The sequence below is a fragment of the Streptomyces sp. NPDC094032 genome (genome assembly GCF_040303965.1).
Lineage (GTDB): Bacteria > Actinomycetota > Actinomycetes > Streptomycetales > Streptomycetaceae > Streptomyces.
The window spans coordinates 141,334-168,125 of record NZ_JBEOUE010000005.1 but is presented as its reverse complement, the minus strand read 5'-3'; the positions used below and the strand labels follow the sequence as shown (position 1 = coordinate 168,125).

At 72.6% G+C, this 26,792-nt stretch carries 27 protein-coding genes; 11 read left to right on the top strand and 16 right to left on the bottom strand.

Annotated features, from left to right (window positions below; all coding sequences use genetic code 11):
• The first annotated feature begins 69 nt into the window (after positions 1–69).
• The 3 genes from pknB (at position 70) to ABTZ54_RS10375 (ending at position 3,481) form a co-directional block, all read left to right on the top strand.
• A complete protein-coding gene (gene pknB, locus ABTZ54_RS10385) occupies positions 70–1,962 on the top strand; it encodes a Stk1 family PASTA domain-containing Ser/Thr kinase (protein ID WP_351659579.1) in 1,893 nt (630 codons plus the stop codon).
• A gap of 6 nt (positions 1,963–1,968) precedes the next feature.
• Positions 1,969–2,817 (top strand): deoxyribonuclease IV, encoded by an 849-nt coding sequence (locus tag ABTZ54_RS10380; protein ID WP_351659576.1) that lies wholly within the window; start codon positions 1,969–1,971, stop codon positions 2,815–2,817.
• 67 nt (positions 2,818–2,884) lie between these two features.
• Positions 2,885–3,481 carry a DUF4396 domain-containing protein gene (locus ABTZ54_RS10375; protein ID WP_502997220.1) on the top strand — a complete coding sequence of 199 codons (597 nt, stop codon included), beginning with the start codon at positions 2,885–2,887 and terminating at the stop codon, positions 3,479–3,481.
• Between the two features lie 6 nt (positions 3,482–3,487).
• Here the strand turns inward: ABTZ54_RS10375 and ABTZ54_RS10370 are convergent, their stop codons facing one another.
• The gene (locus tag ABTZ54_RS10370) at positions 3,488–4,120 is read right to left on the bottom strand and encodes a sulfite oxidase-like oxidoreductase (RefSeq protein ID WP_351659574.1); all 633 of its coding nucleotides are present in this window, start codon (positions 4,118–4,120) and stop codon (positions 3,488–3,490) included.
• A 197-nt stretch (positions 4,121–4,317) separates the two neighbouring features.
• Here ABTZ54_RS10370 and bfr point away from each other — a divergent pair, with 197 nt between their 5' ends.
• A complete protein-coding gene (gene bfr / locus ABTZ54_RS10365) occupies positions 4,318–4,794 on the top strand; it encodes a bacterioferritin (RefSeq protein WP_351659571.1) in 477 nt (158 codons plus the stop codon).
• Positions 4,795–4,818: 24 nt separating this feature from the next.
• On the opposite strand, the gene ABTZ54_RS10360 is transcribed toward bfr, so the two are convergent.
• Entirely contained in the window at positions 4,819–5,103 is a 285-nt protein-coding gene (locus ABTZ54_RS10360) for a (2Fe-2S)-binding protein (RefSeq protein WP_351659568.1), read from the bottom strand.
• 122 nt (positions 5,104–5,225) lie between these two features.
• Entirely contained in the window at positions 5,226–6,578 is a 1,353-nt protein-coding gene (locus ABTZ54_RS10355; RefSeq protein ID WP_351659565.1) for a class II 3-deoxy-7-phosphoheptulonate synthase, read from the bottom strand.
• Positions 6,579–6,669: 91 nt separating this feature from the next.
• Here ABTZ54_RS10355 and ABTZ54_RS10350 point away from each other — a divergent pair, with 91 nt between their 5' ends.
• Positions 6,670–6,726, top strand: coding sequence for a trp operon leader peptide (locus ABTZ54_RS10350; RefSeq protein WP_206963125.1), 57 nt, complete (start codon positions 6,670–6,672; stop codon positions 6,724–6,726).
• 123 nt (positions 6,727–6,849) lie between these two features.
• Entirely contained in the window at positions 6,850–8,739 is a 1,890-nt protein-coding gene (locus tag ABTZ54_RS10345) for an anthranilate synthase family protein (RefSeq protein ID WP_351659562.1), read from the top strand.
• 13 nt (positions 8,740–8,752) lie between these two features.
• Here the strand turns inward: ABTZ54_RS10345 and ABTZ54_RS10340 are convergent, their stop codons facing one another.
• From ABTZ54_RS10340 to ABTZ54_RS10320, 5 genes are all read right to left on the bottom strand, one after another.
• Positions 8,753–9,751 carry a 2-hydroxyacid dehydrogenase gene (locus ABTZ54_RS10340; RefSeq protein WP_351659560.1) on the bottom strand — a complete coding sequence of 333 codons (999 nt, stop codon included), beginning with the start codon at positions 9,749–9,751 and terminating at the stop codon, positions 8,753–8,755.
• A gap of 71 nt (positions 9,752–9,822) precedes the next feature.
• Positions 9,823–10,812 (bottom strand): ATP-dependent 6-phosphofructokinase, encoded by a 990-nt coding sequence (locus tag ABTZ54_RS10335; protein ID WP_351659557.1) that lies wholly within the window; start codon positions 10,810–10,812, stop codon positions 9,823–9,825.
• 84 nt (positions 10,813–10,896) lie between these two features.
• Positions 10,897–11,568: a response regulator gene (locus ABTZ54_RS10330; protein WP_502997219.1), complete on the bottom strand. Its 672-nt coding sequence runs from the start codon at positions 11,566–11,568 to the stop codon at positions 10,897–10,899.
• Positions 11,565–12,797: a MacS family sensor histidine kinase gene (gene macS / locus ABTZ54_RS10325; RefSeq protein ID WP_351659554.1), complete on the bottom strand. Its 1,233-nt coding sequence runs from the start codon at positions 12,795–12,797 to the stop codon at positions 11,565–11,567. Before macS ends, ABTZ54_RS10330 begins: the two co-directional genes overlap by 4 nt.
• Before the next feature lie 34 nt (positions 12,798–12,831).
• Complete coding sequence (locus ABTZ54_RS10320; RefSeq protein WP_205628205.1) at positions 12,832–13,578, bottom strand: lysophospholipid acyltransferase family protein; 747 nt, start codon at positions 13,576–13,578, stop codon at positions 12,832–12,834.
• 221 nt (positions 13,579–13,799) lie between these two features.
• Between ABTZ54_RS10320 and ABTZ54_RS10315 the strand changes: the two genes are divergently transcribed.
• Both ABTZ54_RS10315 and ABTZ54_RS10310 read left to right on the top strand, forming a co-directional pair.
• Positions 13,800–14,582, top strand: coding sequence for an alpha/beta hydrolase (locus ABTZ54_RS10315; RefSeq protein WP_351659551.1), 783 nt, complete (start codon positions 13,800–13,802; stop codon positions 14,580–14,582).
• Positions 14,575–15,222: a hypothetical protein gene (locus tag ABTZ54_RS10310; RefSeq protein WP_351659548.1), complete on the top strand. Its 648-nt coding sequence runs from the start codon at positions 14,575–14,577 to the stop codon at positions 15,220–15,222. The genes ABTZ54_RS10315 and ABTZ54_RS10310 overlap by 8 nt, the downstream gene beginning before the upstream one ends.
• Before the next feature lie 12 nt (positions 15,223–15,234).
• Here the strand turns inward: ABTZ54_RS10310 and ABTZ54_RS10305 are convergent, their stop codons facing one another.
• From ABTZ54_RS10305 to ABTZ54_RS10280, 6 genes are all read right to left on the bottom strand, one after another.
• Positions 15,235–15,996 carry an endonuclease/exonuclease/phosphatase family protein gene (locus ABTZ54_RS10305; protein ID WP_351659954.1) on the bottom strand — a complete coding sequence of 254 codons (762 nt, stop codon included), beginning with the start codon at positions 15,994–15,996 and terminating at the stop codon, positions 15,235–15,237.
• A 116-nt stretch (positions 15,997–16,112) separates the two neighbouring features.
• Positions 16,113–17,054 (bottom strand): ROK family glucokinase, encoded by a 942-nt coding sequence (locus ABTZ54_RS10300; protein WP_351659546.1) that lies wholly within the window; start codon positions 17,052–17,054, stop codon positions 16,113–16,115.
• A 78-nt stretch (positions 17,055–17,132) separates the two neighbouring features.
• A complete protein-coding gene (locus ABTZ54_RS10295) occupies positions 17,133–17,573 on the bottom strand; it encodes a DUF5304 domain-containing protein (protein ID WP_351659543.1) in 441 nt (146 codons plus the stop codon).
• 52 nt (positions 17,574–17,625) lie between these two features.
• Positions 17,626–18,759 (bottom strand): ArsA family ATPase, encoded by a 1,134-nt coding sequence (locus tag ABTZ54_RS10290; RefSeq protein ID WP_351659540.1) that lies wholly within the window; start codon positions 18,757–18,759, stop codon positions 17,626–17,628.
• 206 nt (positions 18,760–18,965) lie between these two features.
• On the bottom strand, positions 18,966–19,409 hold the full coding sequence (locus ABTZ54_RS10285) for an SRPBCC family protein (RefSeq protein ID WP_351659537.1): 444 nt from the start codon (positions 19,407–19,409) through the stop codon (positions 18,966–18,968).
• A 69-nt stretch (positions 19,410–19,478) separates the two neighbouring features.
• Positions 19,479–20,234 carry a metallophosphoesterase family protein gene (locus tag ABTZ54_RS10280; RefSeq protein ID WP_351659951.1) on the bottom strand — a complete coding sequence of 252 codons (756 nt, stop codon included), beginning with the start codon at positions 20,232–20,234 and terminating at the stop codon, positions 19,479–19,481.
• Positions 20,235–20,529: 295 nt separating this feature from the next.
• Between ABTZ54_RS10280 and ABTZ54_RS10275 the strand changes: the two genes are divergently transcribed.
• Positions 20,530–22,326 carry an AMP-dependent synthetase/ligase gene (locus ABTZ54_RS10275; protein ID WP_351659534.1) on the top strand — a complete coding sequence of 599 codons (1,797 nt, stop codon included), beginning with the start codon at positions 20,530–20,532 and terminating at the stop codon, positions 22,324–22,326.
• Positions 22,327–22,453: 127 nt separating this feature from the next.
• A complete protein-coding gene (locus tag ABTZ54_RS10270) occupies positions 22,454–22,972 on the top strand; it encodes a hypothetical protein (RefSeq protein ID WP_351659532.1) in 519 nt (172 codons plus the stop codon).
• 36 nt (positions 22,973–23,008) lie between these two features.
• Here ABTZ54_RS10270 and ABTZ54_RS10265 read toward each other — a convergent pair whose 3' ends face one another.
• Entirely contained in the window at positions 23,009–24,151 is a 1,143-nt protein-coding gene (locus ABTZ54_RS10265; protein WP_351659529.1) for a glycosyltransferase family 4 protein, read from the bottom strand.
• 86 nt (positions 24,152–24,237) lie between these two features.
• Here ABTZ54_RS10265 and ABTZ54_RS10260 point away from each other — a divergent pair, with 86 nt between their 5' ends.
• Positions 24,238–25,545, top strand: coding sequence for a glycosyltransferase 87 family protein (locus ABTZ54_RS10260; RefSeq protein WP_351659526.1), 1,308 nt, complete (start codon positions 24,238–24,240; stop codon positions 25,543–25,545).
• Here ABTZ54_RS10260 and ABTZ54_RS10255 read toward each other — a convergent pair.
• Positions 25,503–26,759 carry an MATE family efflux transporter gene (locus ABTZ54_RS10255; protein WP_502997218.1) on the bottom strand — a complete coding sequence of 419 codons (1,257 nt, stop codon included), beginning with the start codon at positions 26,757–26,759 and terminating at the stop codon, positions 25,503–25,505. The genes ABTZ54_RS10260 and ABTZ54_RS10255 overlap by 43 nt on opposite strands.
• Positions 26,760–26,792: the final 33 nt, after the last annotated feature.

The following is a 26,792-nucleotide window of genomic DNA, read 5'->3' as shown; positions in this document are numbered from 1 at the left end:
CGTCACAACCGCGTCGCAGTGCGGTCGGCGCGGCGGGCGGGCCCGTACGTGGCTCGTAGACTCGACGCCGTGGACACGACCCTTCAGGACCCCCTCGTCGGGCGGCTGCTCGACGGCCGCTACCGCGTCGACGCGCGCATCGCCGTCGGCGGGATGGCCACGGTCTACCGGGCCGTCGACACCCGCCTCGACCGGGTGCTCGCGCTCAAGGTGATGCACCCGGACCTCGCCACGGACGCCGCCTTCGTGGAGCGGTTCATGCGCGAGGCCAAGTCCGTCGCGCGCCTGGCGCACCCCAATGTCGTCGGGGTCTTCGACCAGGGCGCGGACGGCGCCTACGTGTACCTGGCGATGGAGTACGTCGCCGGATGCACCCTCCGTGACGTGCTGCGCGAGCGCGGCGCGCTCACGCCCCGGGCCGCGCTGGACATCCTGGAGCCGGTCCTCGCCGCGCTCGGCGCCGCGCACCGGGCCGGGTTCGTGCACCGGGACATGAAGCCGGAGAACGTCCTGATAGGCGACGACGGCCGGGTGAAGGTCGCCGACTTCGGCCTCGTACGGGCCGTGGGCTCGGCCACCGACACCACCGGCTCGGTGCTCGGCACCGTCTCCTACCTCGCCCCGGAGCAGATCGAGCACGGCACCGCCGACACCCGCGCCGACGTGTACGCGTGCGGGGTCGTCCTGTACGAGACGCTGACGGGCGGCAAGCCGCACTCCGGCGACACCCCCGCCCAGGTGCTCTACCAGCACCTGAACACCGACGTGCCCGCGCCGTCCGCCGCCTTCCCGGGGCTCGCCCCGGAGCTGGACGACCTGGTGGCGGGCGCCACGGCCCGCAACCCCGAGCTGCGCCCGTACGACGCGGTCGCGCTGCTCGCCCAGCTCCGCGAGGCCCGCGCCGCGCTCGACGACGCCCAGCTGGACGCCGTACCCCCGCAGGCGCTGACGCCCGGGCGTTCCGGCGCCGAGGACCGCACCAGCGTCATCCCGCGCCTGCTGCCCCAGCCCGTGGAGCACACCAGCCTGCTGCCCACCCCGCCGCCGGTCTCCCCGGCGTCCCGGCGCCGGACGGCGCCCCGGGGGCCGTTCCTGATCGTGGCCGCCGTCCTGCTGGCCCTCGGCATCGGGGCGGGCGTCTGGTACATCAACTCGGGTCAGTTCACCCGGGTCCCCGCCGTCCTCGGCCAGAGCGAGGAGCAGGCCACCCGGCGCCTCGCGGACGCCGGGCTCGACGTGGGCGCGACGAAGCGCGCGTACAGCGACGTGTACGAGCGGGGCACGGTCATGGCCACCGACCCCGCGTCCGGCGAGCGCATCCGGGGCAACGGCACGGTGACGCTGACCGTCTCGCGCGGCCCCGAGATCGTGAAGGTCCCGAACCTCAAGGGCGTCCCGCTCGCCGACGCCAAGAAGCGCCTGACCGACGAGGGGCTTGCGCCCGGGGTGATCACGTACGCCTTCAGCCAGGCCGTCGCCCAGGGCGCCGTCATCAGCTCGGACCCGGAGCCCGGCACCGAGCGCAGAGCCGAATCGGCCGTCGCCCTGGTGGTCAGCAAGGGCGCGCCGATCGACGTCCCCGACGTCACGGGCGAGTCGGTGGCCGAGGCCACGGCCGCGCTCCAGGAGGCCGGTCTCAAGGTGACCGTGGCCGCCGAGCGGATCAACTCGCCCGAGGACGCCGGCACCGTCGCCGCGCAGTCCCTCGCCGAGGGCAGCCGGGCCGCCAAGGGCGACGCGATCACCCTCACCGTCTCCAAGGGCCCACGGATGGTCGAGGTCCCGGACGTCGTCGGCATGACGACCGACGAGGCCCGCGCCGAGCTGGAGTCGGCCGGCTTCGACGTGAAGGTCGAGAAGACCTTCCCGTTCCTCGGCGACACCGTCGCCGACCAGTCCACGGAGGGCGGCTCCACCGCCGCCGAGGGCTCCACCGTCACCATCACGATCAAGGGACTGTAGACACTCATGCGCAACCCCGTCGGCGGACATGTCCCCGTGGCCGGCGGCCTCGCCACCACCGGTCTCGGTTACGCGCGCGAGCTCGGCGCCGAGACCGTGCAGGTCTTCGTCGCCAACCCGCGCGGCTGGGCCACCCCGGTCGGCAACCCGGCCCAGGACGAGCTGTTCCGGGCGGGCTGCGAGGCCGAGGGCATCTCGGCCTGGGTGCACGCCCCGTATCTGATCAACTTCGGCTCGCACACCGAGGCCACGGTGGAGAAGTCGGTGGAGTCGATGCGCCACTCGCTGCGCCGGGGGCGGGAGATCGGCGCCCGGGGCGTGGTGGTGCACACCGGCTCGGCGACCGGCGGCCGTCCGCGCGCCGAGGCGCTCGCGCAGGTGCGGGAGCGGATGCTGCCGCTGCTCGACGAGCTGACCCACGAGGACGACCCCTTCCTGCTCCTGGAGTCGACTGCGGGACAGGGCTTCTCGCTCTGCTCGCGGGCGGAGGACTTCGGGCCGTACTTCGACGCGCTCGACCACCACCCGAAGCTGGGCATCTGCCTCGACACCTGCCACATCTTCGCCGCCGGGCACGACCTGACCGGCCCGCACGGGGCCGCCCAGACCCTCGACGCGCTGGTCGCGGTCGTCGGCGAGGGACGGCTGAAACTGATCCATGCCAACGACTCCAAGGACGTCGTCGGCGCGCACAAGGACCGGCACGCGAACATCGGCGCGGGGCACATCGGGCAGGAGGCCTTCGGAAATCTCCTGAGCCATCCGGCCACCGACGGAGTACCGTTGATCATCGAGACGCCGGGTGGTCCCGAGGGGCACCGGGCGGACGTGGAGCTGCTGAAGAAACTGCGTTGATCAATACCCCAGGGGGGTATACGTTTCCCAGGTAAGAGGAACCGTATATCCGGCCTTGGGGGCATCCATGCAGCACGACGCACACACCGGTCACGAGCACCCCACCGGCCACGAGGGCCACCACGAGAACCACGCCCACCACGAAGGCCACGAAGGCCACGGGGACCACACCGCCCACGAGGGCCACATAGCCCACGAAGGCCACCACGCCCATCACGCCGGCATGGGCGAGGTCTCCTGGGCCATGGCGGCCAAGGCGACGCTCCACTGCCTCACCGGCTGCGCCATCGGCGAGGTCCTCGGCATGATCATCGGCACCGCGCTCGGCTGGGGCAACATGCCGACGATGATCCTGGCGATCATCCTGGCCTTCTTCTTCGGCTACGCGCTCACCCTGCGCGGCATCCTCGCGGCCGGCGTCGACTTCAAGACCGCCTTCAAGGTCGCGCTCGCCGCCGACACCCTGTCCATCGCCGTCATGGAGCTCATCGACAACGGCGTCATCGCGCTGTGGCCGGGCGCCATGGACGCCCACCTGTCCGACTCGCTCTTCTGGATCGTGCTGGCGATCTCGCTGGGGATCGCCTTCGTCCTGACCACGCCGGTCAACAAGTGGATGATCGGCCGCGGCAAGGGCCACGCCGTCGTCCACCAGTACCACTAGGCACCGCTAGAGCTCGGGGCCGTCGCCCGGCTCCTCCTGGTACGAGTAGCGCTGCTCCGTCCACGGGTCACCGATGTTGTGGTAGCCGCGCTCCTCCCAGAAGCCACGCCGGTCGGCGGCCATGTACTCCACGCCCCGCACCCACTTCGGGCCCTTCCAGGCGTACAGGTGGGGCACCACGAGCCGCAGCGGGAAGCCGTGCTCCGCGGTGAGCAGCTCGCCGTCCTTGTGGGTGGCGAAGATGGTGCTCTCGGAGGCGAAGTCGGCCAGGCGCATGTTGGCGCTGTAGCCGTACTCGGCCCAGACCATGACATGGGTGACGCCCGGCGCGGGCGGCGCGAGCTCCAGGATCGTACGGGCGGGCACCCCGCCCCACTCGGCCCCGAGCATGCTGAACTTCGTCACGCAGTGCAGATCGGCCACGACCGAGCCGAAGGGCAGCGCCGAGAACTCCTCGTGGTTCCAGCAGCGCTTGTCGCCGTCGGCGGTCGCCCCGAAGACCCGGAACTCCCAGCGCTCCGGCTTGAAGCGCGGCACCGGACCGTAGTGGGTGACCGGCCAGCCACGCTGAAGACGCTGCCCCGGCGGCAGATCCGACGCTCCTGCTTCCTGGCGCACTCCGCCCTCCGGCTGACCCATGTCATCCATGGTGACAGACGGCGAGGGGTGGTCATGACCAGTCACGGACCGACATCCCGGGGGCATCCAGGCGATTGGGACAACTCACAGTAAGCCTGCACTTACTGGACGCCACCCATTCGCGCTGCGAGGATGCGGCCATCCTGCCCAGTGGCGGCGGCGACGTACTGCGACATACACGGAAGGATCCTGAAGCGATGCAGGGCGACCCCGAGGTCCTCGAGTTCCTCAACGAGCAGCTGACCGGCGAGCTGACCGCGATCAACCAGTACTGGCTGCACTACCGCATCCAGGACAACAAGGGCTGGACGAAGCTGGCCAAGTACACCCGCGAAGAATCCATCGACGAGATGAAGCACGCGGACAAGCTCACCGAACGCATCCTCATGCTGGACGGGCTGCCCAACTACCAGCGGCTCTTCCACGTCCGGGTGGGCCAGACGGTCAAGGAGATGTTCGAGGCCGACCGTCAGGTCGAGGTGGAGGCGATCGACCGGCTGCGGCGCGGGATCGAGGTCATGCGGGCCAAGGGCGACGTCACCTCGGCCAACCTCTTCGAGGAGATCCTGGCCGACGAGGAGCACCACATCGACTACCTGGACACCCAGCTGGAGCTCCTTGAGCAGCTGGGCGAGGCGCTCTACTGCTCGACGCTCATCGAGCAGCCCAGCTAGCCCAGCTAGCCCAGCCGGCCGGGCTCAGGCCGCCTCGGAGAGGCCCGCCGAGAGGTCCGCCGACAGATCCGCCGAGAGGTCCGTCGCGAGCTCGGCCGCCAGGGCGGGCCTGCCCTGGTCCACCAGCTCGCGCCGCGGGCAGTTGCCGCGCCCGAGGAGGGACTGGATGCGCTTCACGCACGACCCGCAGTCCGTGCCGGCCTTGCAGGCCGAGGCGATCTGGCGGGGCGTGCAGGCGCCGGCGTCCGCGTGGTCCTTGACCTGCTTCTCCGTGACACCGAAGCATGAGCAGACGTACACGCGGTTCACCTCCCGCCGAGATCGATAAGGCTAACCTAACCTTACCCGGCGGTCCGGGGCCGTAAAAGACCCGGATACGACTATGGGGCGCGGATCACATGGATCCGCGCCCCATAGTCGTACGAAGCTCCTTACTGATCGCGGCACATCTCCGCGACCAGGAAGGCCAGGTCGAGCGACTGGCTGCGGTTGAGGCGCGGGTCGCAGGCCGTCTCGTAGCGCTGGTGCAGGTCGTCGACGAAGATCTCGTCGCCGCCGCCCACGCACTCGGTGACGTCGTCGCCGGTCAGCTCCACGTGGATGCCGCCGGGGTGGGTGCCGAGCTCCTTGTGGACCTCGAAGAAGCCCTTGACCTCGTCGAGCACGTCGTCGAAGCGGCGGGTCTTGTGGCCCGAGGCCGCCTCGAAGGTGTTGCCGTGCATCGGGTCGGTCACCCAGGCGACCAGCGCGCCCGAGGCGGTGACCTTCTCGACCAGCTCGGGCAGCTTGTCGCGGACCTTGTCGGCGCCCATGCGGACGATGAAGGTCAGCCGGCCCGGCTCGCGGTCGGGGTCGAGGCGGTCGATGTAGGTGAGCGCCTCCTCCGCGGTGGTCGTCGGGCCCAGCTTGATGCCGATCGGGTTGGCGATCCGCGCCGCGAACTCGACGTGGGCGTGGTCCAGCTGGCGGGTGCGCTCGCCGATCCAGACCATGTGGCCCGAGGTGTCGTACAGCTTGCCGGTCCGCGAGTCCGTACGGGTCAGCGCGCCCTCGTAGTCGAGCAGCAGCGCCTCGTGCGAGGCGTAGAACTCCACCGCCTTGAACTCGGCCGGGTCGGTGCCGCAGGCCTTCATGAAGTTCAGCGCGTTGTCGATCTCGCGGGCGAGCGCCTCGTAGCGCTGGCCCGACGGGGACGACTTCACGAAGTCCTGGTTCCAGGCGTGCACCTGGCGCAGGTCGGCGTAGCCACCGGTGGTGAAGGCGCGCACCAGGTTCAGCGTCGACGAGGACGCGTGGTACATCCGCTTCAGGCGCTCGGGGTCCGGGATGCGGGCGGCCTCGGTGAAGTCGAAGCCGTTGACGGAGTCGCCGCGGTAGGTCGGCAGGGTCACCCCGTCACGGGTCTCGGTGCCCTTGGAGCGCGGCTTGGAGTACTGCCCGGCGATGCGGCCGACCTTCACCACGGGCACGGAGGCCGCGTAGGTCAGGACGGCGCTCATCTGGAGCAGCGTCTTCAGCTTGGCGCGGATGTGGTCGGCGGACACGGCGTCGAAGGCCTCGGCGCAGTCACCGCCCTGGAGGAGGAACGCCTCGCCACGGGCGACGGCTCCCATCCGGGTGCGCAGCTGGTCGCACTCGCCGGCGAAGACGAGCGGGGGATAGCTCTGGAGCTCCGCGACGACGTCGCGCAGAGCCTCGGCATCGGGGTACTCGGGCTGCTGCGCCGCGGGCAGGTCTCGCCAGGTCGCCTTGGCGACGGCGTGGGTATCAGCGTTCACGGTCACGTCACCACAGTACGGTGCCGAGGGCCGCGTCCACGCCAGTGACCGCTGAGTGAGACGGGTGTGACGGGGCTCATGCGCTACGATCGGCGCCATGTTCACGCAGACGAACCAGAACTGGTGGTGGCCCGCTCATCCGGCGGCCCACTGACTGCGCGTACCCGAAGACCACGCGAAGGCCGCCCCGAGGGGCGGCCTTTCTCGTACCCGCGAGGCCGTTCCTCTCCGCAATCCGAGCCCCATCGGAACCTCATCGGAAGGAACGACACCCGCCATGGACTCCCCTCTCTTCCCCCGTCTCCTCTCCCGCCTGCTCGACGACTCCTGCCCGCCCTTCGCCCTGCTGCGCCGGCGCACGCCGGGCCGGGACCACGACACGGTCGAGGTGCTGATCGGCCCGGTGCACGAGGCCGGGCTGCTCGCCGAGCTGCCGGTGGGCGCGCGGCCGACGCTGGCGCTCGTGCCGTTCCGGCAGATCCGCGAGCGCGGCTTCGAGGTGCGCGACGACGGCACCCCGCTCGCCGTCCTGGTCGCCGAGGAGGCGTACGAGCTGCCGCTCGCCGAGGTCCTGGACCACCTCCCGGCCCATGACGTACGGGTCGAGGGCGGCGGGTTCGACGTCTCCGACGAGGAGTACGGGCGGATCGTGCGGCGGGTGATCGACGAGGAGATCGGCGGCGGCGAGGGCGCGAACTTCGTCGTCCGGCGCACCTACACCGGCGAGATCCCGGGCTTCGGGCGGGCCGACGCACTGGCCCTGTTCCGGCGGCTGCTCGCGGGCGAGCGGGGCGCGTACTGGACCTTTGTCGTGCACACCGGGGACCGGACGCTGGTCGGCGCGAGTCCGGAGGTGCATGTGCGGATGTCCGGCGGGACGGTCGTGATGAACCCGATCAGCGGCACCTTCCGCTACCCGTCGGGGGCCGCCCCGACCGCCGAGGAGCTGCTCTCCTTCCTCTCCGACCGGAAGGAGACCGAGGAGCTCTCGATGGTGGTCGACGAGGAGCTGAAGATGATGTGCACCGTCGGCGACCGGGGCGGGGTGGTGATCGGACCCCGGCTGAAGGAGATGGCACATCTCGCCCATACGGAGTACGAGCTGCGCGGCCGGTCCTCGCTGGACGTGCGCGAGGTGCTGCGCGAGACGATGTTCGCGGCGACCGTCACCGGCTCCCCGGTGCAGAACGCCTGCCGGGTGATCGAGCGGCACGAGGCCGGCGGGCGCGGCTACTACGCGGGGGCGCTCGCGCTGCTCGGCACCGACGAGAACGGGGCGCAGACCCTCGACTCCCCGATCCTGATCCGTACCGCCGACATCTCGCCCGAGGGGCGGCTGCGGGTCCCGGTCGGCGCGACGCTGGTGCGGCACTCCGACCCGGCGGGCGAGGTCGCCGAGACCCACGCCAAGGCGGCGGGGGTGCTGACCGCGCTGGGCGTGCGGGAGGGGCGTCCCGCCGACGCGGGCGCGGTGCCGCCGCGGCTGGCGGAGGACCCGCGGGTCCGGGCGGCGCTCGACGCGCGCCGGGCGGACCTGGCGCCTTTCTGGCTGAAGATGCAGGCCCGGTCGGCGGAGCTGTCGGGGCACGCGCTGGTGGTCGACGCCGAGGACACCTTCACCGCGATGCTGGCGCACCTGCTGCGCTCCTCGGGCCTTGAGGTGTCGGTGCTGCGCTACGACGAGCCGGGACTGCGGGAGCTGGCGCTCGCCCATGAGGGCCCGGTGGTGCTCGGGCCCGGGCCCGGGGACCCCTCGGACGCGGCCGACCCGAAGATGCGCTTCCTGCGCGGGCTCACCGCGGAGCTCCTGCGCGGCCACCGCCACGGCCTGCTCGGGGTCTGCCTCGGCCATGAGCTGATCGCCGCCGAACTGGGCCTGGAGATCGTCCGCAAGCGGGTCCCGTTCCAGGGCGCGCAGGTGCGGATCGACCTGTTCGGGCAGGAGCGGACGGTCGGCTTCTACAACAGCTTCACGGCGCGCTGCGACGAGCGGACGGCGACCGAGCTGGCGCTGCACCGGATCGAGGTGAGCCGGGACGCGGCGACGGACGAGGTGCACGCGCTGCGCGGGCCGGGCTTCGCGGGGGTGCAGTTCCACCCGGAGTCGGTCCTGACGAAGGAGGGGGCGGCGGTGACCGCCTCGCTCCTGGCGGGCGTGCTCGTCTGACGCCTTCCGGCGCCTACGGCAGCTTCGGCACCAGGACGTTCTCGCTGCGCCGCCCGGCGACGTAGTCGAGGACGTTCTGGACCGTGGTGTCGATGATCTGGCCCACCGCGTCGACCGTGTAGTAGGCCTGGTGGGAGGTGACCACCACGTTGGGGAAGGTCACCAGGCGGGCCAGGGTGTCGTCCTCGACGACCTCCAGCGACTTGTCGAGGAAGAAGAGTCCGGCCTCCGCCTCGTACACGTCGAGTCCGACCCCGGTGAAGCGGCCGGAGCGCAGTTCGCGGACGAGGGCGTCGGTGTCGACGAGGCCGCCTCGGCTGGAGTTCACCAGGATGGCGTCGTCCTTCATCATGCCGAGCGCGGCGGCGTCGATGATGTGCTGGGTGGCCGGGAGCAGCGGCACATGGAGGCTGATGAGGTCGGACTCGGCGAAGAGGCGTTCCTTCTCCACGTACGTCATGCCGAGTTCCACACAGGCGGGGTTCTCCGCGACGTCCCAGCCGAGCAGCTTCATCCCGAAGCCGTGGGCGATCCGGGTGAACGCCTCGCCGATCTTGCCGGTGCCGAGGACGCCGACCGTGCGCCCGCGCATGTCGCGGCCCATCAGCCCGTCGAGCCGGAAGTCGAAGTCCCGGGTCCGGTTGGAGGCGCGGACGATCCGCCGGTTGACGCACATCGCGAGGGTCCAGGCGAACTCGGCGACGGAGTACGGCGAGTAGTACGAGACCCGGGCGACCCGGAGGCCCAGCCGCTCGGCCACCTCCAGGTCGATGTTGTTGAAGCCGGTGGAGCGCTGGGCGATCATCTGGGTGCCGCCGGCCGCCAGGGTCTGGAGCACCCGGTGGTTGAGGTTGGCGTTGACGCTGGTCGAGACGATCTCGTAGCCGGCCGCGATGGGCGCGGTGTCCTCGGTGAGGAAGACGTCCACGCAGCGCACGTCGTGGTGCCCCGCGAAGGCCTTCTCGATCAGCGGCTTCTCGTCCGCCTGCACGCCGAATGCCAGGATCTCCACGGGGCCCCTCCGGGGATTGCGCCGGATTTGTCTGGTTACGGGAGCGAATATACGGGCTCCCCCGCCGGGCGTCAGCCGAAGAACACCCCCGCCTCCGCGTACAGCGCCGGGTCGACCGTCTTGAGCCGGGCGGTCGCGGCGGCCAGCGGGACCCGGACCACCTCCGTGCCGCGCAGCGCCACCATCGTGCCGTGCGCCCCGTCCCGTACGGCGTCCACGGCGTGCAGCCCGAACCGGGTGGCCAGCCAGCGGTCGAAGGCGCTCGGGCTGCCGCCGCGCTGGACGTGCCCGAGGACGGTGGTGCGGGCCTCCTTGCCGGTGCGCCGCTCGATCGCGTCCGCCAGCCACACCCCCACCGAGCCGCTGACGGCGGCGCCGTCACGGGGCCGCGCCCCCTCGGCGACGACCAGGATCGGGGCGTACGTGGCCTCGAAGCGGGCCTCGACCCAGGCACACACCTGGTCGAGGTCGAAGCGCTGCTCGGGGACGAGGATGACGTTGGCCCCGCCGGCCAGGCCCGCGTGCAGCGCGATCCAGCCGGTGTGCCGGCCCATCACCTCCACGACCAGGACCCGGCTGTGCGAGTCGGCGGTGGTGTGCAGCCGGTCGATGGCCTCGGTGGCGATGCCGACGGCGGTGTCGAAGCCGAAGGTCCAGTCGGTGGCGGACAGGTCGTTGTCGATGGTCTTCGGCACGCCGACGCACGGCACCCCGTGCTCGGCGTGCAGCCGGGCGGCGATGCCCAGGGTGCCGCGCCCGCCGATGGCGATCAGCGCGTCGGTCCGGCGCTTGGCCAGCTGCTCCCCGATCCGCCGCACCCCGTCCGGGACGCCGAAGGGATCGGTGCGGGAGGAGCCGAGCACGGTGCCGCCGCGCGGCAGGATGCCCCGGACGGCCCGCACGTCCAGCGGGACCGTGTCGCCCTCGACGACCCCGCGCCAGCCGTCGCGGAAACCGGTGAAGCTCCAGCCGTGCTCCTGGACGCCCTTGCGGACGACCGCTCGGATCACCGCGTTGAGCCCGGGGCAGTCGCCGCCGCCGGTCAGCACACCGACGTGCATGGGCACACTCCTTCGCCGTACGTGGGGGGATGCGGCCCACGCTAGTGGTGACGTGGGTCACCCCGACACGGCGATCCGAGTGAATCAGGCGTCGTCGAGTCCGCGCTCGATGGCGTATCTGACCAGCTCGACCCGGTTGTGCAGCTGCAGCTTGCCCAGGGTGTTCTGGACGTGGTTCTGCACCGTGCGGTGCGAGATGACGAGCCGCTCGGCGATCTGCTTGTAGCTCAGCCCCTTGGCGACCAGGCGCAGCACCTCGGTCTCCCGCTCGGTCAGCTGCGGCGCCTTCGGCTCGTCCGCGCCGGACGCCGGGAGCGGCTCGGAGGCGAGCCGCCGGTACTCGCCGAGGACCAGGCCCGCCAGGCCCGGCGTGAAGACGGGGTCACCGACGGAGGTGCGGCGCACCGCGTCGATCAGCTCCTCGGTGCTGGCCGACTTCAGCAGATAGCCGGTGGCGCCGGACTTCACCGCCTCCAGGACGTCGGCGTGCTCACCGCTCGCGGAGAGCACCAGGACCCGCAGCCGGGGGTTGGCCCCGACGAGCTCCTTGCAGACCTGGACGCCCGGCTTGAGCGGCAGGTTCAGGTCGAGGACGAGGACGTCCGGGCCGACGGCCGCCGCGCGCCGCACCGCCTGCTCGCCGTCGCCCGCGGTGGCCACCACGTCGAGGCCCGCCTCGGCGAGGTCGCGGGCCACCGCGTCCCGCCACATCGGGTGGTCGTCGACGACCATCACCTTGATCTGCTGCTCGCTCACTGCGCTCCTGCCTTCCCCCGCCGCTCCCGCGGTGCCCGCGGGACCTTCAGTTCCACTTCGGTGCCCTGGCCCGGGACCGAGATCAGCTCGGCGCTGCCGCCGAGGTCCCGCAGTCTGCCCCGGATGGACAGGGCGACGCCCATCCGGCCCTCGCCCTCGGCCTGGGCGAGCCGGCCCTCGGGGATGCCGGGGCCGTCGTCCCGGACCGTCACGATCACCTCGTCGCCCCAGTCCTCGACCAGGATCCAGGCCCGCGCGCGCTCGCCCGCGTGCACCCGCACATTGTCCAGGGCGGCGCCGACGGCGGCGGCCAGTTCGCGGGCGGCGGGGGGCGGCAGGAGCACCGGGGTGCCCGGGTCGGACAGGGTCACCCTCGCGCCGGCGCGCGGCAGGAGCAGGGTGCGCAGATCGACCCCGGCACCGGAGCCGGCCTCGTCGTCCGGCTCCTCCACGACCCGGACGACGGCGCCCTCGGACTCGTCCTCGGAGACGTACGAGGTACGGGTGAGCCCGCCCGCGACCAGGGTGCGCAGGGCGACCTCCTGCTCGCCGGCCATCCTGCCGAGCTCCGCCGCCTCGCCGCCGAGCGCGGTGCCGCGCCGCTGCACCATCGCGAGGACCTGGAGGACACCGTCGTGGATGTCCCGGGCGAGCCGCTCCCGCTCGCGGGTCGCGGCCTCGATCTCCAGGGCGCGGGCGAGGGTGCGCTCGGAGGCGCGGGCGACCTCGACCACGTAACCGATGGCGATGGAGGCGACCCAGACGAGCAGCACGTTGTGCAGGGTGTCCCGGCTGGGGTGGCCGCGCTCGACGATGTTGGCGACGGCGACCAGGGAGGAGGCGAAGCCCGCCCAGCGCCAGCCGCCCTTGATCGCGTACGCGAGGACGGCGCCCGCGGTCCATATCGACGGCAGGGTGGTGCCGTCCATCTGCTGCGCCTGCTCATCGGCGAGCGGGGTGAGCAGGATGCCGGCCAGGGCGATGGTGAGGTCGGCGACGAGAAAACGGCGGGTGCAGCTGACCGCGCTCGCCACCTTGGGGAGGGTGGCGAGGGTCCACACGCACATGACGACGAGGAAGCCGACCGCCACCCAGGGGCGCTCGTAGCGGCCGTGCCCGAAGGCGAACAGCAGCACCGCGTAGATCATCGTCAGGACGCGGTACGCGGTGAGCGCGCGCCACAGCGGCTGCTCCACCGACATGCGCACGACCCGTTCGCGCCTGGCCATCTCCCCCACCCCTGGGCACCCCCCTCTCAGAGGGTCAGGCGCCGGACTCTTCCCGTGCCGCGATCTCGGCCTTGACGGCCTCCTTGGCGGCCTTCTCGGCATCGGCGATCTGCCGCTTGGCGGCGGTCGCGTAGATGTCCACGTACTCCTGGCCGGACAGCTTCATGATCTCGTACATGACCTCGTCCGTGACCGAACGCAGGATGAAGCGGTCGCCCTCCATGCCCTGGTAGCGGGTGAAGTCGAGCGGCTTGCCGATCCGGATGCCCGGGCGCATCAGCTTGGGGACGACCTTGCCGGGGGGCTGGATCTTCTCGGTGTCGATCATGGCGACCGGGATCACCGGGGCGCCGGTGGCGAGCGCCACGCGGGCCAGGCCACCGGGCTTGCCGCGGTAGAGCCGCCCGTCGGGCGAGCGGGTGCCCTCGGGGTAGATGCCGAAGAGGCCGCCGCCCTTGATGACCTCGATGCCGGCCTTGATCGCCGCCTCGCCCGCGCCGCGGGCGCCGGAGCGGTCCACCGGGAGCTGGCCGACGCCCTTGAAGAAGGCGGCCGTCAGCTTGCCCTTGACGCCGGGGGTGGTGAAGTACTCGGCCTTCGCGATGAAGGTGACCTTGCGGTCCAGGACCGCGGGCAGGAAGAAGGAGTCCGAGAAGGAGAGGTGGTTGCTCGCGAGGATCGCCGGCCCCTCGGCGGGGATGTTCTCCAGGCCCTCCACCCAGGGCCTGAAGGCGAGCTTCAGGGACCCGCCGAGGGAGAACTTCATTGCGCCGTAGATCAACTCGCCATGCCTTCCGTGTGCCGTCACGACGACTTTATCCCGTGTGGACCCGCCCGGGCCCGCGCGGGCGGGCCCGCCGCACCGGACCCCGTCGCTCCTTGGTGCGAACGGCCCTGGTCGGTGTCGGTCCGGTCGCGTACGGTGAAAGCCTTCCCCTTTCCGTCGCCGCTTCGGGCGTCCGCGAGAGCCAGGTCCGAAGTCGAACCCGAACAGGAGACCCCGTGCCGGTCCTTCCTGGAGCCGAGCCGTACCGCCACGAGGGCGGAGAGGTCGGCGTGCTCCTCTGTCACGGATTCACCGGTTCCCCGCAGTCGCTGCGCCCCTGGGCCGAGTATCTGGCCGGGCGCGGGCTCACGGTGTCGCTGCCGCTGCTGCCGGGCCACGGCACGCGCTGGCAGGACATGCAGCTCACCACCTGGGAGGACTGGTACGCGGAGGTCGACCAGGCCCTGCGGGAGCTGTCCGCCCGCTGCGAGCGGGTCTTCGTCATGGGCCTGTCGATGGGCGGCGCGCTGACGCTGCGGCTCGCGGCCCGGCACGGCGAGGCGGTCAGCGGCATCGTCCTGGTCAACCCGGGCAACAAGGTGCACGGCCTGGCCGCGAAGGCGCTGCCGGTGGTCCGGCACCTGGCGCCCTCCACCAAGGGCATCGCCAGCGACATCGCGAAGCCGGGCGCGGCCGAGGTCGGCTACGACCGGGTGCCGCTGCACGCGGCGCACTCGCTGCGGCGCTTCTTCCAGGTCGTGGACGCGGAGCTGCCGCAGGTGACGCAGCCGATGCTGCTGCTGCACAGCCCCCAGGACCATGTGGTGCCGCCGGCCGACTCGGCGCGGGTGCTCAGCCGGGTGTCGTCGACGGACGTCAAGGAGGTCCTGCTGGAACAGAGCTACCACGTCGCGACGTTGGACTTTGACGCGGAGCGGATCTTCGAGGAGAGCTGGGCGTTCGTGACCCGGCTCGCTCCGGAACTCGTCGGTGAGAAGGGGAGCGCGAGCGGTGGCTGAGCAGCAGGACGGGGAGCGCGAGCCGCAGCCCATCGACGAGGAGGCGGCCTGGGCCGCGATCGTCGCGGGCTACGGCGAGGAGCCGGTGGACCCTCCGGGCACCAGGCCGTTCCGGTCCGTGGAGGACCTGGCGCTCCCGGCGCTGCCCGAGGACGGCGGGGCGGCGGAGAAGCCGGACAAGTTCCGGAAGCCGGCGGACGAGGAGGACGGCGGCGCCGAGGACGGCGACGGGGCCGGGCGCCCCGCGCTGGGGTCCTCGATCGTCTTCGCCCCGGGGGTGGGCCTCGGCCCGCGCGACTACTCGGTGGTCGACCCGGACGAGGCGCCCGAGGGCGCGGACGGAAAGAAGTCCAAGAAGGGCAAGGACGCCAAGGACTCCGACGAGGGCCATTTCGTCCCGCCGGAGCCGCCGCCCCTGCCGGAGGCCGACGCGACGACCAAGTTCGCCTGGCTCGCGGTGGTCGGCGGCCCGGTCCTGATGCTGCTCGCGGTGCTGCTCCAGTGGGACATGACCTGGTGGCTGACCACCGTGTGCGTGGGCGGCTTCCTGGGCGGCTTCGCGACCCTGGTGGCCCGGATGAAGCACGACGACGAGGACGAGGACGGCTTCGACGACCCGGGGCGCGGGGCGGTCGTGTAGCGCACCACGGACTTACGAGGCAGGGATACGGACCACCGCCAGTACGGGCAGGTGGTCCGTCGCCGTTCTCAGGTCGTGCGGGTCCAGGTCGGTGGGGACGCCGCAGGCGAGGAACTCGATGCCCGGGGTGGCGAGGATCGCGTCGATGCGGCGGCGCGGGGCGGTCGGGTCGAAGGTGTGCTCGGCGCCCCAGGGTCTTGTCGCCCAGCCGTCCTGGAGCTCCTCGGTCAGGCGGCCGAAACTCCGGCCTTCGGGGCCCTCGTTGAGGTCGCCGGCCACGATCGTGTACGGGGTGCCGAGGGCGGCGACGCGGTCGAGGACCAGGCCGGCCTGGTGGTGGCGCTCGGCGGCGTCCAGGCTCAGATGGCAGCTGACGAGCCCGACCCGGGCGCCGCCGAGGCGGACCACGGCGGTGGCGAGGCCGCGCCGGTGCAGGCCCGGGGTGAGCGGGAGGAGGACGTCCTCGGTGCGTTCGACGGTGGCCCGCAGCGAGCACAGCAGCATCGGCCCGGCGGCGGTCGCGCCGCCGCCGAGGTACACGAGTTCGCTCTTGGCGGCGAGCCGGGCCGCGTGCTTGCGCCAGCGGAAGAAGCGCGGGGCCTCCTGGACGAGGACCAGGTCGGGGGCGCAGGCGCGGATCACCCGGGCGAGGGCGTCCTCGTCGTCGCGCATCGAGCGGATGTTGTAGGACAGGACCCGGACGACGGCCGAACCGTCGGGCTCCGTACGGGACTTGGGCAGCTCGCCGATCGAGGTCGTGGAGGTCGTCGACATCGTCGAGGTCGTCGAGGGGGTCGCACCGGTCGCCATGGGCCCCAACATAGGCGCAGTGCCCGCCGCGCCCCGGAGGGCACGACGGGCACTGACGCGAAGGGGTGGCCCCCGGTGGCTCAGCCCTGGCGGGCCAGGTCGGCCGCGCCGACGAGTCCGGCCTTGTTGCCGAGCTGGGCGGCGAGCACCTGGGCGTGCGGACGCCATTGGCCGCCGATCAGCCAGCGCCGGAACGACTTGCGGATCGGGTCGAGGACCAGCTCGCCCTCGTCGGAGACGCCGCCGCCGACGATGAACGCCGACGGGTCGAAGAGCGAGGCCAGGTCGGCGAGACCGGCTCCGGCCCAGCGGGCCAGCTCGCGGAAGGAGTCGACGGCCACCAGGTCGCCCGCGCGGGCGGCCTGGCTGATGTGCTTGCCCTCGATGCCCTCGGGGGTGCCGTCGCCGAGCCCGAGCAGCACCTCGGCGTTCTCAGGGGTGGCGGCGGCGCGCTGCTTCGCGTACCGGACGAGGGCGCGGCCGGAGGCGTACTGCTCCCAGCAGCCCTGGCTGCCGCAGCCGCACAGCAGGCCGTCGGGGACGACCCGGATGTGGCCGAACTCGGCGGCGACGCCGAAGCGGCCGCGGCGCAGCTTGTTGCCGATGATGATGCCGCCGCCCAGGCCGGTGCCGAGGGTGATGCAGATGACGTCCTCGTGGCCCTGGCCCGCGCCGAAGCGGTACTCGCCCCAGGCCGCCGCGTTGGCGTCGTTCTCCACCACGACGGGGAGGCCGACCCGCTGCTCGACCTTGTCCTTCAGCGGCTCGTGCCGCCAGTCGATGTTCGGCGCGAAGAGGACCGTGGCGCGCTTGTCGTCGACGTAGCCCGCGGCTCCGATGCCGACGGCCTCGATCCGGTGCCCCTTGCCGGCCTCGGAGACCGCGGCGCAGATCGCGTCGACGATGCCCTCGGGGGTCGGCGGGGTGGGCACGGTGTGCGTGTCGAGGATGTTGCCCTCCTCGTCGACCACGCCGGCCGCGATCTTCGTGCCGCCGATGTCGACGCCGATGGTGAGTCCCATGTGTCCCTCAGTTTTCGGTCGAGCCCCGCTAGGGCCAACCGTACCCGAGGGGGACGGCGCTCCCGATCAGTCCGAAGATCAGTCCAGATCGATGTGCTGCCCGGTGTCCGGGCCCTCGTCACGGCCCTCGCGGCCCTCGTCGCGCGGATCGCCCGGCTCGGTGCCGCTGGTGTCGCCACGGGTCCAGCGGGTCTCGTGGCCCTGGACGGCGGAGCGGTAGGCGGCGAGGAGCTCGTTGCCCGCGGCCGCGAGGTGGTCGAAGACCTGCGGGTTGCGCTCGATGACGGGCTCGACGAGGGCCTTCGCCTGGTTGACGACCTGCTGGACGGTCTCGGCGGCCTGGCCGCCGAGGAGCGGGCCGCCGAGGGTGCCGGAGAACTTCTCGGCGACGGCTTCGAAGAGCTTGCGGAACTCCTCCGCCGGGGTGCCGGGCTCCTCCCCGCGCTCCGCGCGGCGGCGGGCCTTCTCGGCCTCCAGGTCTTCGGCGCAGGCCTTGGCCCAGGCGTCCGAATCGCTCATGGCGTACTCCTCAGGTTCTCCTACCGTCGACGGTACACGCCTTCGCGCGGGCTCAGGGGGTGGCCTTCGGCCAGAGTCCCGGGTCGGGCGTGAAGCGGATCCGGAGGTCGCCGTCGACGAGTCCCGCGCCGGTGACGGTGCAGCGGCGCAGGACGGCGGGGAGCGGGACGTTGCGGCGGAACGGGGCGGCGGTGAGGAGCAGTTCGTCGCCGCGGCGGACCAGTGAGAGGCCGTCCTTGACGGCGCCGGGCAGCGGGACGTGCCAGACCAGGATGCCGTCCGCCTCGCGGCGGTCCTCGACCCGCCAGTCGGGCGCGGGGGCGTGGGGTCCGGACTGCACGGCGAGCAGGGCGAGGTCCTCGGGTCCGCGGGGGGCGCGGCCGAGGTGCGGCAGCTCGTGCACGGCGGGGTGCTCCTCGCGCAGGGCGGCGAGGTGCTGGTGCTGCTCGGCGGCGAGGGCGGCGAACCAGGGGTCGGCGGAGTCGGCGGGCAGCACGCGGTTGGCGACGACGGTGTCCAGGGCGAGGCCCTGGAGGGCGAGGCCGAGGCGGGCGGCGCGGAGGGCCTCGGCGGCGGCGGGGCCGGGTTCGACGACGAGCCGGACGGTGGTGTCCGGGGAGTCGACGACGTCCTGGACGGCGGCGAGTTCGGCCTCCCAGCGGGAGGTGGTCTCGTACAGCCACTGCGCGGGCAGGGGTACGCCGGCGAGCTGGGCGAGCATGGGGCGCAGGGCGCGGGCGGCCTGGCGCTCGGGGGGCAGGAGGCGGCGCAGGTAGCGGCGGAGCTGTTCGGGGAGGGCGAGCAGGGCGAGGGCGTCTCGCAGCGGGGGGAGGTCGACGACGACCAGGTCCGCGTCGGTCGCTGCGGCGTCTCGTACGGCCCTGAGCAGGGCGAACTGGGCGCTGCCGGGGAGTTCGGTGAGCTCGGCGTCCTCGAAGGGGGTGGTGCCGAGGAGGTCGAGGGCGATGGTGGAGCGGGACTGGAGGGTGAGGAATTCTCGGCGGAAGTCTGCGGCGGGGTCGGGGGTGAGCGTGCGCAGGGTGTCGGCCTCGGCGAGCTCCTTTGCCTCCGCCTCCGACGACACGAGTACGACGCGTCGGCCCGTCCTTGCCTCTGCGAGGGCCGTGCCCGTGGCTACGGAGGTGCGTCCGGCTCCGCCGGTTCCGGTGACGAGAATGATCCGCATGGGGGGACGGTACCGGGGGTGCGGCGTTCGTCGGGGTGCGGGTCGGGGCGCTGGGAGCGGAGGCGCCGCTAGAGGGCGCCGTCCCGTTGTGCCCACCCGTCCCGCCCCAGCGGGACGATTGCCCACAACGGGCGGGGGCGGCGGGTGGGTGCGGGGCGATTGCCCGCGCGGGCGGGGGCGGGGGTTCTGCCGTCCCCGGCAGCTCGCTAGTTCTTCGACTCCACGCGCTGCTTCAGGCCCTGGAGGGCTCGGTCGATGATGACCTTTTCGGCCTTGCGCTTGATCATGCCGAGCATGGGGATCTTGACGTCGACGGTCAGCTGGTAGGTGACCTCGGTGTTCGCGCCGCCGGCCGCCGGGGCGAGTCGGTAGGAGCCGTCGAGGGAGCGGAGCATCTGGGACTTGACGAGGGTCCAGCTGACCTCGTCGTCGCCGGTCCAGGTGTACGCGAGGGTGTGGTCGTCCTTGATCGCGCCCGCGTCGAGGAGGAGGCGGACCTTCTCCGCGCGGCCGGCCGCGTCGGTCTCCAGGACCTCGGCCTCCTTCACCTCGCCCGTCCACTCGGGGTAGCGCGCGAAGTCGGCGATCACGCTCATGACCTCGGCCGGGGCCGCCTCGATGGTGATGCTAGAGCTGGTGTGTTCCGCCATCGCGGGGGCTCCTCGTATGGACGCGAGTCGTATCTGTCAGAAGGCTATCGCGCCGTCATCGGGCTTCCGTCACCACTCCAGCGTCCACGGGCGGCCGGTCGCGGCGAAGTGGCCGACGTTCACGCACTCGGTCGCGCCGATCCGCATCCGGCGGGCGAGCGGCTGGTGGACATGGCCGAAGAGGGCGTAGCGGGGGCGGACCCGGTGGATGGCGGCGAGGAGGGCGCGGCTGCCGCGTTCGAAGCGGCGGGCGACGGTGTCGTAGGTGAGCTCGGGGACGTCCGGCGGGATGTGGGAGCAGAGCACGTCGACCTCGCCGAGGGCCTCGACCTTGGCCGCGTACTCCTCCTCGGAGATCTCGTAGGGGGTGCGCATGGGGCTGTGCAGGCCGCCGCCGACGAAGCCGAAGACGAGGCCGCCGAGCTCGACGCGGTCGCCGTCGAGGACGGTGGTGCCGGGGCGGGCGTACTCGGGCCAGAGGCCGGGGATGTCGACGTTGCCGTAGGTGGCGTACGTGGGGGTGGGCAGGGCGGCGAACATCTCGGCGTACTGGCGGCGGACGGCGGACTCGATGGCGGTGGCGCGGTCGATGCCGAGCTCGCCCCAGAGCCGGCGGCCGAGGTCGCGGGCCTCGTCGAAGCGGCGGGCGGTGCGCAGCTCGACGATGAGGTCGGCGTTCTCGACGCCGAAGAGGTCGGGGAAGATGCCGCGCGCGTGGTCGGCGTAGTCGAGGAAGAGCACCAGGTCGCCGAGGCATATCAGGGCGTCGGCGCCCTCCCCGGCCTTGGCGAGGGCCCCGGTGTTGCCGTGCACGTCGCTCACCACGTTGATCCTCATGGCGTCAGGGTAGGGGGCGGGGCCTGTCGGGTGGTGGGCGGCCGGTCGGACCTGCGGTTACTTCCGAGTCGGGAAAGCGGTGGATTACTGTGCGCGGAGCAACGCCATACACGTGTGACGCATGGAACATCTGGCCAGGACCCCCTTTCCGGAACCGCGTACTGATGGGTAACGTCCGGGCAGTCCGGTCGTGCTCACCCCCACTGAGCACCTGCCCGATCTTGGACCGCACCGACGCATCACACAGAGCCGTGGCGCCGGCGCCCGATGAGGAGCAGCAGTCTTGCGCGAGTTCAGCCTTCCGGCCCTGTACGAGGTCCCCACGGACGGCAACCTGACGGATCTCATCCGCCGCAACGCCGCACAGCACCCAGACGTCGCGGTCATGGGACGCAAGGTGGCCGGCGGCTGGGAGGACGTCACCGCCAAGCAGTTCCTCGCCGAGGTCCGCGGGGCCGCCAAGGGCCTCATCGCGGCGGGCGTCGAGGCCGGCGACCGGGTCGCGCTGCTCTCCCGCACCCGCTACGAGTGGGTCCTCCTCGACTTCGCGATCTGGAGCGCGGGCGCCGTGACGGTGCCGGTGTACGAGACCAGCTCGCCGGAGCAGATCCAGTGGATCCTCGGCGACTCGGGCGCCTCGCTCGCCCTCGTCGAGTCCGCCGCGCACGAGGCGTCGCTGGCGTCGGTCCGGGCGGCGCTGCCGGACCTCAAGGGCATCTGGCAGATCGAGGCGGACGCCGTGGCCCGCCTGACGGAGACCGGTGCGGAGGTCTCCGACGAGGAGCTGGACCGCCGGATGTCCACCGCGCACGCGGACGACCCGGCGACGATCGTCTACACCTCGGGCACCACGGGCCGCCCCAAGGGCTGTGTGCTGACCCACCGCGCCTTCTTCGCCGAGTGCGGCAACGTCGTCGAGCGGCTGAAGCCGCTGTTCCGTACGGGCGAGTGCTCGGTCCTGCTGTTCCTGCCGGCCGCGCACGTCTTCGGCCGGCTGGTCGAGGTCGCCTCCGTGATGGCGCCGATCAAGCTGGGCTGCCTGCCCGACATCAAGAACCTCACCGACGAGCTGGCCTCCTTCCGGCCGACGCTGATCCTCGGTGTGCCCCGGGTCTTCGAGAAGGTCTACAACTCGGCGCGGGCCAAGGCGCAGGCGGACGGCAAGGGCAAGATCTTCGACAAGGCCGCGCACACGGCCATCGCGTACAGCCGGGCGCTGAGCACCCCGCAGGGCCCGTCGTTCGGCCTGAAGCTGAAGCACAAGGTCTTCGACAAGCTGGTCTACTCGAAGCTGCGCGCGGTCCTCGGCGGCCGGGGCGAGTACGCGATCTCGGGCGGCGCGCCGCTGGGCGAGCGGCTCGGGCACTTCTTCCGGGGCATCGGCTTCACGGTCCTGGAGGGCTACGGCCTGACGGAGTCCTGCGCGGCGACCGCGTTCAACCCCTGGGACCGGCAGAAGATCGGCACCGTGGGGCAGCCGCTGCCGGGCTCGGTGGTGCGGATCGCCGACGACGGCGAGGTGCTGCTGCACGGCGAGCACATCTTCTCCGGCTACTGGAACAACGAGGCCGCGACGGCCGAGGCGCTGGCGGACGGCTGGTTCCACACCGGTGACATCGGCACCCTCGACGAGGACGGCTATCTCGCGATCACCGGCCGCAAGAAGGAGATCCTGGTGACGGCGGGCGGCAAGAACGTCGCCCCGGCGGTCATCGAGGACCGGATCCGGGCGCACGCCCTGGTCGCCGAGTGCATGGTGGTCGGCGACGGGCGCCCGTTCGTGGGCGCGCTCGTCACCATCGACGAGGAGTTCCTGGGCCGCTGGGCGTCCGAGCACGGCAAGCCGGCCGGCTCGACGGCGGCGTCGCTGCGCGAGGACCCGGAGCTGCTCGCGGAGGTGCAGCGCGCGGTGGACGACGGCAACGCGGCGGTCTCGAAGGCGGAGTCGGTGCGGAAGTTCCGTATCCTGTCCGCGCAGTTCACCGAGGAGGCGGGGCACATCACCCCGTCGCTGAAGCTGAAGCGGAACGTGGTGGCGAAGGACTTCGCCGACGAGATCGAGGCGATCTACCGGGGCTGACGAGGCCTCAGAGCGCCCCTGGCGGGCCCGCGTCGCGGGCCGGCCGGGGGCGTTCGCGCGCGTCGGGCCCGGACCGGACGATTCCGTCAGACGCCACCACACCGATACGAAACGGAAGCAGGGAGTCATGCGGGTCAAGCGCACCGCCGCCGTCCTGGGCGCGGCACTCACCGCCCTCGTCACGCTCACCGGGTGCGGCAGCACCTGGGGAGAGGACGCCGGGCTGCCCGCGGCCGACGACATGGCGGCGATGGAGAAACTGGTCGGCGCGCACACCATGTGCAGCGACCTGCGCACCAACGGCGGCGGCGCCATGCGCGAGCAGTCCGCGGACCCGGCCTGGGCGATATCCGGGCGCGGGGTCTGCGGCGACGACGACCGGGACACCGTGACGCTGCTGTCCGTCTCCGACATGGAGAAGTTCCAGCAGGCCAACAAGGCCGCCGCGGCCAAGGGCAAGGGCGTGCGGGTGCTCGTCGGGCAGAACTTCGCGCTCTACCCGGGCGACGAGAAGACCGCGAAGGCCCTGCTCGCCTCCGACGTGCTGCTCTTCACCTGCGAGAAGGACTTCAAGGTCCCCGACGGCTACCGGAACGAGAAGCTGCTCGTCGACGGGTGCGCGCTGACCGACTACCTGCCCGGCTAGAGCCGGGCGGGTAGCCGGTCGGGCCCGGCAGAGGCCCTACAGCAGTTCCCGCAGCCGCTCGGCCAGCAGGTCCCAGCGCCAGCGCTCCTCGACCCAGGCCCGGCCGCGCTCGCCCATACGGGCGCGCAGCTCGGGGTCGAGGAGCAGGGTGGCGACGCGGTCGGCGGTCTCCTCGGGGACGCCGCCCCGGACCACCCAGCCGGTCTCGCCGTCGAGGACGGCGTCCGGGGCGCCGCCCGAGTCGCCCGCGACGACCGGAAGGCCGGTGGCCGAGGCCTCCAGGTAGACGATGCCGAGGCCCTCGACGTCGAGCCCGCCGCGCCGGGTGCGGCAGGGCATCGCGAAGACGTCGCCCGCCCCGTAGTGCGCGGGCAGCTCCGCCCACGGCACGGCGCCGGTGAAGCGCACGGATCCGGTCACGCCGGTACGGGCCGCCAGCTTGCGCAGCTCCTGCTCGTACGGGCCGCCGCCGACGATCAGCAGGACGGCGTCCGGCACCCGGCGCAGGATCTCGGGCATGGCGAGGATCAGGGTGTCCTGGCCCTTGCGCGGCACCAGCCGGGAGACGCACACGACCACCGGGCGGTCGCTGAGCCCGAGCCGCTCGCGCACCTCGGCGCCGCCCGAGTCGGGGTGGAAGGTCTTCTCGTCGACGCCCGGCGGGAGCTGGACCATGCGCGCGGCGGCGGCCGGGGTGAGCGCGGCGGCGATCCGGGAGCGGGTGTACTCGCCGAGGTAGGTGATCGTGTCGGTGCCCTCGCCGATCCGCCGCAGCAGCTGCCGGGAGGCCGGCAGCTGGGCCCAGCCCGCCTCGTGGCCGTGGGTGGTGGCGACCAGGCGGCGGGCTCCGGCGCGCCGCAGGGCGGGGGCCATCAGGCCGAGCGGGGCGGCCGCGCCGAACCAGACGGACTCGCAGCCGTGCTCGCGCAGCAGCGCGGTGGCACGGGCGGTGACCCGGGGGGTCGGCAGCAGCATGGTGGTGCGGTCGCGGACCACCGTGAAAGGCTGTTCCGCGTCGAACGCGGCGGTCGCCTCGATCCCCTCGCGGCTCCGCTTCCACGTGGAGGCGTAGACCACGATCCGGTCGGGATCGAGCCGCAGCGCCATGTTGTGCAGGAAGGCCTGGATTCCGCCGGGGCGCGGCGGGAAGTCGTTCGTTACGATCAGGGTCTTGTGCATCGTGGCCGACAGTACCGCGACCGCGCCCTCAGCCCGGCAGCACCACCCTCCGCCCCGGCGGACCGACGGACAGGAACAGGACAGGTATGACGGGCGCAGTGGGCACGACGGCACCGGACCGCCTCGGACGGGGCGCGCTGGCGCGCGAGGTGGCCCGCGACGGGCTGCGGCTGCCGCTCGGCATCTGGGCGCTCACCCGGGTCCTGCTGCTGCTCTGCGTCTTCAAGGTCGTGGTCATCCCGGGCCCGGACGTGACGAGCGACGTCGAGCAGATCTACCAGGGCTGGTACGAGGTGCTGCGGGGCGGCACGTATCCGCTGGACGACGTCACCTGGCAGTACCCGCCGGCCGCCGCGCTCGCGATCCTCTCCCCCGCGCTGCTGCCCTTCCTCGGCTACTCGGCCGCCTTCTTCGTGCTCAGCCTGGTGTGCGACGCGTTCGTCTTCGGCCTGCTGCTGTACGCGGGCCGGCGGCCGGGCCGCTCGTCGCGCGGGGCGTGGCTGTGGATCGCCGGTGTCGCGCTGCTCGGGCCGACCGCGTACGCGCGCTACGACCTGATGGTGACGGCCGTGGCGGTGGCGGGCCTCCTCGCGGCGGTGCGCAGGCCCGCCGTGCTGGGCGCGCTCGCCGGGTTCGGCGCGATGCTGAAGGTCTGGCCGGTGCTGCTGCTCGCGGGCACCGCGCGGGGCCGGGCCACCCTGCGCGCCTGGCCCGCGGCGGCCGGGACTGCGGCCGGGGTGCTGCTGCTGTGCGTGCTGGCGGCGCCCGGGGCGCTCGCCTTCCTGGGCTTCCAGCGGGACCGGGGCACCGAGGTCGAGTCGCTGGGCGCGCTGGTCTTCCACGTGGCCAAGCACTTCGGCTGGTCGGGCGAGGCGCGGATGAACTACGGCTCGATCGAGTTCCTCGGCCCGGGAGTCTCGGCGGTGTCCACGGCGGCGATGGTGCTGACCTTCGTCGCCTTCGGCTGGCTCCTCGTGTGGCGGCTGCGGACCCGTGTCTTCTCGACGACCACGACGGCGGACGCGGCATTCGTGGCGCTGCTGCTGTTCGTCACGACGAGCCGGGTGATCAGCCCCCAGTACATGATCTGGCTGGTGGGTCTGGCGGCGGTGTGCCTGGTCTACCGGGCGAGCCGGATGCGCAGGCCCGCCCATCTGGTGCTGTGGGCGACGGCGGTGACGCAGTTCGAGTTCCCGGTGTGGTTCTCGCACGTCTCGCACAGCGACCCGCTGGGCATCGCGCTGCTCCTGGTCCGCAACGGGCTGCTGGTCGCCGCCACCCTCTCCGCCTGCCGGATCCTGTGGCGGCAGACGGTCACCGAGCCGCGTCTGACGCCGGTGCCGGTCCAGGCTCAGCCGGAGCGCGAGAAGACCCCGGTCGCGGCCTCCTCCTGACGGTCCGCCGTCGCCCCGCCGCCGTGGGCGCGGCGGCGCAGCAGCCCGAGCGCCGCGCACTGGCCCGCCATCGCGAGCGCCATGGCCAGGCAGACCCCGGCGAGTCCGAGGGCCGCCGACAGGACGTACGCGAGGGGGAGCTGGACGAGGACCCCGGCGACGGTGATCCTGGCCAGCCGGGGTGAGCCGCCGCTGCCCTCGAAGACCCCCGCCAGGGCGATGAACCCGGCCATCAGGAGCAGGTACGGCCCGAGGCAGCGCAGGAACAGCGCCCCCGCGTCGGCCACGGCGGGCTCCGCGCCGAAGCCGCGCATGACCGGTCCGGCCGCCGCGAGGAGCAGGAGGGCCGCGCCGGTGCCGAGGAGGGCGCCCAGGACGAGGGCATGCCGTCCGACGGCCCGCCGCTCGTCCTTCCCGGCGCCGAGCAGATGGGCGGTGTGGATCGACGCGGCCTGCCGGACCGCGTAGAAGGCCATGGTGGCGACGTACATGGCCTTGGTGGCGATGCCGTAGGCGGCGATCTCGGTGACGCCGAGGCGGGCGACGACGGAGATCAGGGCGAGCGCCCCGGCCATGCGGACGACGAAGTCGACGGACATGGGCAGCCCGGTGGCGGCGGTGCGGCGCAGGGCGGTCGGGGTGGTGACGGCCGGGCGGGCGGCGCGGGCGGCCCGCAGGAGCGCGTTGCGGCGCAGCACGAGCAGTCCTACGGCGAGGGCGGCGGTGCGGCCGACGACCGTGGAGACGGCGGCGCCCTCCACTCCGTACGCGTGCACGAGCAGCGGGTCGAGGACCAGGATCAGCCCGTTGGCGAGGAAGGCGAGCCGCATGGGGGTGCGGGTGTCGCCGGTGCCCTTGAGGACGCCGTCGAGGACGGTGGTGGCGAAGAAGACGGCGGTGCCGGGCAGCGAGATCGCGAAGTAGGCGGTCGCGAGGGCGTGGGCCGGGTGGTCCGCGCCGCCGAGCAGGAGCGCGGCGAGCGGGTCGCGCAGCAGGTAGCCGCCGAGGGCGACGGGCGGCACGAGCAGCGCGCCGAGGGCGGCGCCGCCCCGGACGGCGGAGCGCAGCGCCCCGGGGTCGTCCGCTCCTCTGGCGCGGGCGACCAGGACGGTGGTGCCGGAGGCGGCCATGAGGACGACGCCGAGGAGCAGGTTCTCGACGTTGGTGGCGACGGCGACGGCGGCGTCCCCGCCGAGGCGGGCGACCCAGACCATGTTGATGACACCGGCGGCGACCCCGGCGAGGAG

Excerpts from the sequence above, each read along its gene's own strand:
- ABTZ54_RS10380 (WP_351659576.1), top strand. The coding sequence starts at position 1,969 with ATGCGCAACCCCGTCGGCGGACATGTCCCCGTGGCCGGCGGCCTCGCC.
- ABTZ54_RS10375 (WP_502997220.1), top strand. The coding sequence starts at position 2,885 with ATGCAGCACGACGCACACACCGGTCACGAGCACCCCACCGGCCACGAG.
- ABTZ54_RS10370 (WP_351659574.1), bottom strand. The coding sequence starts at position 4,120 with ATGGGTCAGCCGGAGGGCGGAGTGCGCCAGGAAGCAGGAGCGTCGGAT.
- bfr (WP_351659571.1), top strand. The coding sequence starts at position 4,318 with ATGCAGGGCGACCCCGAGGTCCTCGAGTTCCTCAACGAGCAGCTGACC.
- ABTZ54_RS10345 (WP_351659562.1), top strand. The coding sequence starts at position 6,850 with ATGGACTCCCCTCTCTTCCCCCGTCTCCTCTCCCGCCTGCTCGACGAC.
- ABTZ54_RS10335 (WP_351659557.1), bottom strand. The coding sequence starts at position 10,812 with ATGCACGTCGGTGTGCTGACCGGCGGCGGCGACTGCCCCGGGCTCAAC.
- macS (WP_351659554.1), bottom strand. The coding sequence starts at position 12,797 with ATGGCCAGGCGCGAACGGGTCGTGCGCATGTCGGTGGAGCAGCCGCTG.
- ABTZ54_RS10305 (WP_351659954.1), bottom strand. The coding sequence starts at position 15,996 with ATGTCGACGACCTCCACGACCTCGATCGGCGAGCTGCCCAAGTCCCGT.
- ABTZ54_RS10300 (WP_351659546.1), bottom strand. The coding sequence starts at position 17,054 with ATGGGACTCACCATCGGCGTCGACATCGGCGGCACGAAGATCGCGGCC.
- ABTZ54_RS10295 (WP_351659543.1), bottom strand. The coding sequence starts at position 17,573 with ATGAGCGATTCGGACGCCTGGGCCAAGGCCTGCGCCGAAGACCTGGAG.
- ABTZ54_RS10290 (WP_351659540.1), bottom strand. The coding sequence starts at position 18,759 with ATGCGGATCATTCTCGTCACCGGAACCGGCGGAGCCGGACGCACCTCC.
- ABTZ54_RS10285 (WP_351659537.1), bottom strand. The coding sequence starts at position 19,409 with ATGGCGGAACACACCAGCTCTAGCATCACCATCGAGGCGGCCCCGGCC.
- ABTZ54_RS10270 (WP_351659532.1), top strand. The coding sequence starts at position 22,454 with ATGCGGGTCAAGCGCACCGCCGCCGTCCTGGGCGCGGCACTCACCGCC.
- ABTZ54_RS10265 (WP_351659529.1), bottom strand. The coding sequence starts at position 24,151 with ATGCACAAGACCCTGATCGTAACGAACGACTTCCCGCCGCGCCCCGGC.
- ABTZ54_RS10260 (WP_351659526.1), top strand. The coding sequence starts at position 24,238 with ATGACGGGCGCAGTGGGCACGACGGCACCGGACCGCCTCGGACGGGGC.
- ABTZ54_RS10255 (WP_502997218.1), bottom strand. The coding sequence starts at position 26,759 with ATGGTCTGGGTCGCCCGCCTCGGCGGGGACGCCGCCGTCGCCGTCGCC.